5 protein-coding genes are annotated in these 4,068 nt (G+C 74.1%); 2 read left to right on the top strand and 3 right to left on the bottom strand.

Annotated elements, in window-relative coordinates; all coding sequences use genetic code 11:
- From PROKR_RS22150 to PROKR_RS22160, 3 genes are all read right to left on the bottom strand, one after another.
- Positions 1-1,583 (bottom strand): FAD-dependent oxidoreductase (locus PROKR_RS22150; protein ID WP_036967615.1); only part of this gene is annotated, 1,583 nt, incomplete at its 3' end.
- Positions 1,584-1,621: 38 nt separating this feature from the next.
- The gene (locus PROKR_RS22155; RefSeq protein ID WP_036967582.1) at positions 1,622-1,825 is read right to left on the bottom strand and encodes a hypothetical protein; all 204 of its coding nucleotides are present in this window, start codon (positions 1,823-1,825) and stop codon (positions 1,622-1,624) included.
- A complete protein-coding gene (locus PROKR_RS22160) occupies positions 1,803-2,351 on the bottom strand; it encodes a hypothetical protein (RefSeq protein WP_036967584.1) in 549 nt (182 codons plus the stop codon). The genes PROKR_RS22155 and PROKR_RS22160 overlap by 23 nt, the downstream gene beginning before the upstream one ends.
- Positions 2,352-2,494: 143 nt before the next feature.
- On the opposite strand from PROKR_RS22160, the gene PROKR_RS22165 reads away from it, so the two are divergent.
- Complete coding sequence (locus PROKR_RS22165) at positions 2,495-3,733, top strand: sensor histidine kinase (RefSeq protein ID WP_036967587.1); 1,239 nt, start codon at positions 2,495-2,497, stop codon at positions 3,731-3,733.
- Positions 3,730-4,068: response regulator (locus PROKR_RS22170; RefSeq protein ID WP_036967592.1), on the top strand; the 339-nt coding region annotated here is incomplete at its 3' end. The genes PROKR_RS22165 and PROKR_RS22170, both read left to right, overlap by 4 nt.

Here is a 4,068-nt window from a genome sequence, read left to right on the forward strand (position 1 = left end):
GCCGCCACGCGCTTCATCGAGCCGCGCCGCACGTCGCCGGCCGCGAACACGCGCGGGATCGACGTCTCGAACGGGAGCGGGCCGCGCCCGAGCCCCGCCCACTGCGTCAGGGCCTCGGGCGGCACGTCGGCGCCGGTACGGATGAAGCCCGCCGGGTCCCGGTCGAGCTCCTGCAGCCAGGCCGTGGCGGGCTCAGCCCCGATGAAGCAGAACAGGCCACGTGCCTCGACCCGCCCGGCCGTGTCGATCGAGACGGCCTCGAGGCGCCCGTTGCCATCCAGCCCGACGATGTTCGACTCGCGGTGGATGTGGATCCGCGGGTCTTCGGTGAGTCGGTTGACCAGGTACGACGACATCCGCGCGCCCAGGTCGCCGCCGCGCACCACGAGGTGCACGGGGCAGCCGTTCGCCGCGAGGTAGAGCGCCGCCTGGCCCGCGGAGTTCGCGCCACCCACGACCACCACGGGCGACTCCGTGACCTGCTTGAGCTCCAGGGGCGTGGCCGCGTAGTGGATGCCGGACCCCTCGTACTCCGCCCAGCGGTCCAGGTGCAGCCGACGGTAGGCGGCACCGGAGGCGACGATGGCCGCGCGGGCGCGGACGATCCGGCCGTCGGTCAACGTCAGCTCGAGCTCGTCCCCGACCGGGCGCAGCGCCGCCGTCTCGCACGGCGCGCAGACGCGCACGCCGAACTTGATGGCCTGCAGCGTCGCCTGCCCGATCAGGGCGCCGCCGCTCACGCCGAACGGGAAGCCCAGGAAGTTCTCGATCCGGGAGGTCGACGCCGCCTGCCCGCCCGGGGCGATCGCCTCCAGCAGCAGGGTGCGCAGGCCCTCCGACGCGGCGTAGATCGACGCCGCGAGACCGGCCGGCCCGCCGCCGATCACGACGAGGTCCACGACGTCGTCGTCGGTGGCCTCGTAGCTCAGGCCGAGGTGCTCGGCGATGATCCCGGGCGTGGCCCGCACGATCGGCTCGCCCTGCACGAACGCGATGGGCAGGTCCTCGGGGGCGTAGTCGTGCAACGGGTGCGACAGGCTGCCGTCCGCCGGTATCGGGACGGCCGTGTGGACCAGGTCGAGCCGCTCGGCGAACCGGCGCAGCGCGAGGTACTCCGCCGACGTCTCCTGCCCGACGAACTTCAGGGTGAGCGCCGCCGGGCCCCGCCGCAGCAGCTCCCGCCGCGCCCAGAGCGCGTGCAGGACGGCGTCGCCGAGCTCGTCCTCCTGCGCGAGGATGCGGCGCAGCTCCGGCCGCGCGAGGAACCAGACCCGGCCCGGGGCCGTGGCCCGGGCCGACAGGAACGCGCTCTGCCCGTTGAGCAGCCCCAGCTCGCCCGCGAACGAGCGGGGTCCCATGGTGGCGACGACCTCCTCGCCGATCCAGCGCAGCGCGTCCCGCACCACCTCGATCTCGCCGGACTCGACCAGCACCATGGGGTAGTCCCGCTCGCCGGTCCGGAACACGTAGTCGCCGGCGACGACGTCGCGCGGGGTCGCCCGGGCGAGCAGCTTCTCCCACTGCGCGTCGGTGAGCCGCGGGGTGAGCTCGGGGTCGGTGAACTGCTGCTGCGTGGTGGTCATCTCCACCCTCCTCCGGGGTGCCTCATCGTATCGCCGGGTCAGGCCGCAGGGCCCTCGCGGAGATCGGCGAGCGCGGTGATGACCCGCGTGGGGTCCTCGGCGATGCGGTTCAGGACGTAGAGCCACCACTCGTCGCCGAAGATCAGGTACTCCCGGGTGCGGAACCCCTCGCCGTGCAGCTGGTCGAGCAGCTCCGCGCCGCGCGGGCGGTGACCGGGGTCAGACGACGGCCCGGAGCACACCGCTGATGATGAGCGCGGTGAGCGTGGTCCAGGCGAAGATCGCGATGGCCTGCCAGACGAGGATCCGGGCCTTGCCGACGCCGGAGGCGGCGAGCATGGTGGCCGTGAAGTGCGTGGGCAGGAGCAGGGGGCCGAGCAGGCTCACGCCGGGGACGCCGTAGCGCTCGTAGGCGCGCTGGAACTTGGCGCGGCGGGCCGAGCCGCGGTCGTCGGCGTGGTCGATGCGGGTGCCGGCCTGGGAGCCGCCGACCAGCACGCCGTCCCGGGCCAGCACCTTCTCCCGGTGACGGGTCACGACGGCGGTGCGGGCGCCGGCGCTGAGCAGCACGAGCACGGCGACGGTCAGGAAGTTGCCGACCATGGCGGCGATCGCGGCGACGACGGGCGGGAGGCCGCCGAGGATGCCGATCGCGGCACCGCCCTCGCCCTCGACGAAGGGGATGGCGCCGGCGAGCGCGACGATCAGCGGCTGGAGGAGCTCGGGCACCTGCCCGAGCAGGTTCTGGAGGGTCTCGACGAGGTTCATGGGGTGCTCCTTGAGGTGGGCCTGGTGGCGATGCCCCTAGTCCACCCGCCGGGCGCGCGGCGCAGAAGTGTCCGTCTGTCACCGCCTTCCGGGCGCTGCGCACACCCCGGCCATGACATGTGTCATGCCCGTAGCCTGGGCGGATGAGCAGCAGACCCGTTGATGCGGGCCCCGCACCGGCGCCGGTCGACACCCGCAGCGCCCTGCGCCTGACCCGGAGCGTCAGTGCGACCTGGTGGTACATGGCGCTGGGGGTCGTCTCGTTCGAGCTGATCGCCGTGCTCCTGACGGTCGTCGTCCTGGTCGAGGACGAGCGCGACGCGCTCACCACGCTCGCCGTCGCGGTCGGCGGGCTGCTGTGGTGGCTGGCGACGCTGCTGCCCGTGGCCGCCTACCGGCGCCGGGCCGAGGACGCGCCGCTGCTGGTTCCCCGACAGCACCTTCCGTCGCTGCTGGTCGGTGTGGCGTACGGACTCGGCGCCGGGTACGCCACCGGGATGTGGGTGGTGCTGGCGCTGCCCGTGCTCCAGGCGGTGATCCTCCTGAACTGGCCGCCCGGGGTGCGCCTGCGGGTGGTGGTGGCCGCTACCGCCCTGCTCGTCCTGCTGTGGGTGGTCGACGGCAACCGCTCGCTCGGGGCGGACAGCGCGCCGAGCGCGTTCCAGCTCGCCTTCCTGTCCACCATCCTGCCCATCACGTCGGTCTCCTCGCTGTGGTGGTGGGACGTGCTCGTCACGCTGGACAGGGCCCGCGCCTCGGAGGCGCGGCTCGCCGCGACCCAGGAGCGCCTGCGCGTCGCGACCGACGTCCACGACCTGCAGGGGCACCATCTCCAGGTGATCGCGCTCCAGCTCGAGCTCGCCGAGCGGCTCATGCCGCAGGACCCGGCCGCCGGCATGGAGCAGCTGCGCGCGGCGCGCGCCAGCGTCGGTGACGCACGCCAGGGCACACGCGACCTCGCCACGCGCTTCCGTTCCGTGCCGCTGCGCGACGAGATCGCCAACGCGGTGGACCTGCTGCGTGCCGCGGGCACGGTCGCCGAGGCCACGGTGGACCCGGACTCGCCGTACGCGCCCGCGTCCGCGCTCGGGCCGGTGATCCGGGAGACGACGACGAACGTGCTGCGCCACGGTGGCGGCCGGTGGGCCCGGCTGGGCCTGTCGCGGTCGAACGGGTCGTGGCGGTACGAGATCGCCAACGACGTCGCGGACGGCAGCGACGCCCTCGCTGTGGACGACCCCGCCGGGGCTTCCGGCGGAGCGGGCCTGGAGGGTATCGCGCGCCGGGCCGCCGAGGTGGGCGGCCACCTGGACGTGCGGCGCGAGCACGGCTCGTTCACCGTGACCGTGACCGTTCCCAGCGAAGGAGAGAACGCAGGATGATTCGAGTGCTGCTGGCCGACGACGAGGGGATGATCCGGTCGGCCCTGGCCGCGCTGCTGCGCCTGGAACCGGACATCGAGGTCGTCGCGGAGTGCGCCGACGGCGCCGAGGCCGTGGCCGAGGCCACGCGCCTCAGGCCGGACGTGTGCCTGCTGGACCTCGAGATGCCGCGGCTGGACGGCGTGGAGGTCGCCGAGCGCCTGAACCGCACGACCGCCACCCGCTGCGTGATCGTCACCAGGCACGCCCGGCCCGGCGTCCTGCGGCGCGCGCTGGCGTCGGGTGCCGCCGGATTCCTGCCCAAGTCGCGCGGCGCCGACGAGGTCGCGGCCGTG

The organism is Promicromonospora kroppenstedtii DSM 19349, assembly GCF_000515355.1.
GTDB lineage: Bacteria > Actinomycetota > Actinomycetes > Actinomycetales > Cellulomonadaceae > Promicromonospora > Promicromonospora kroppenstedtii.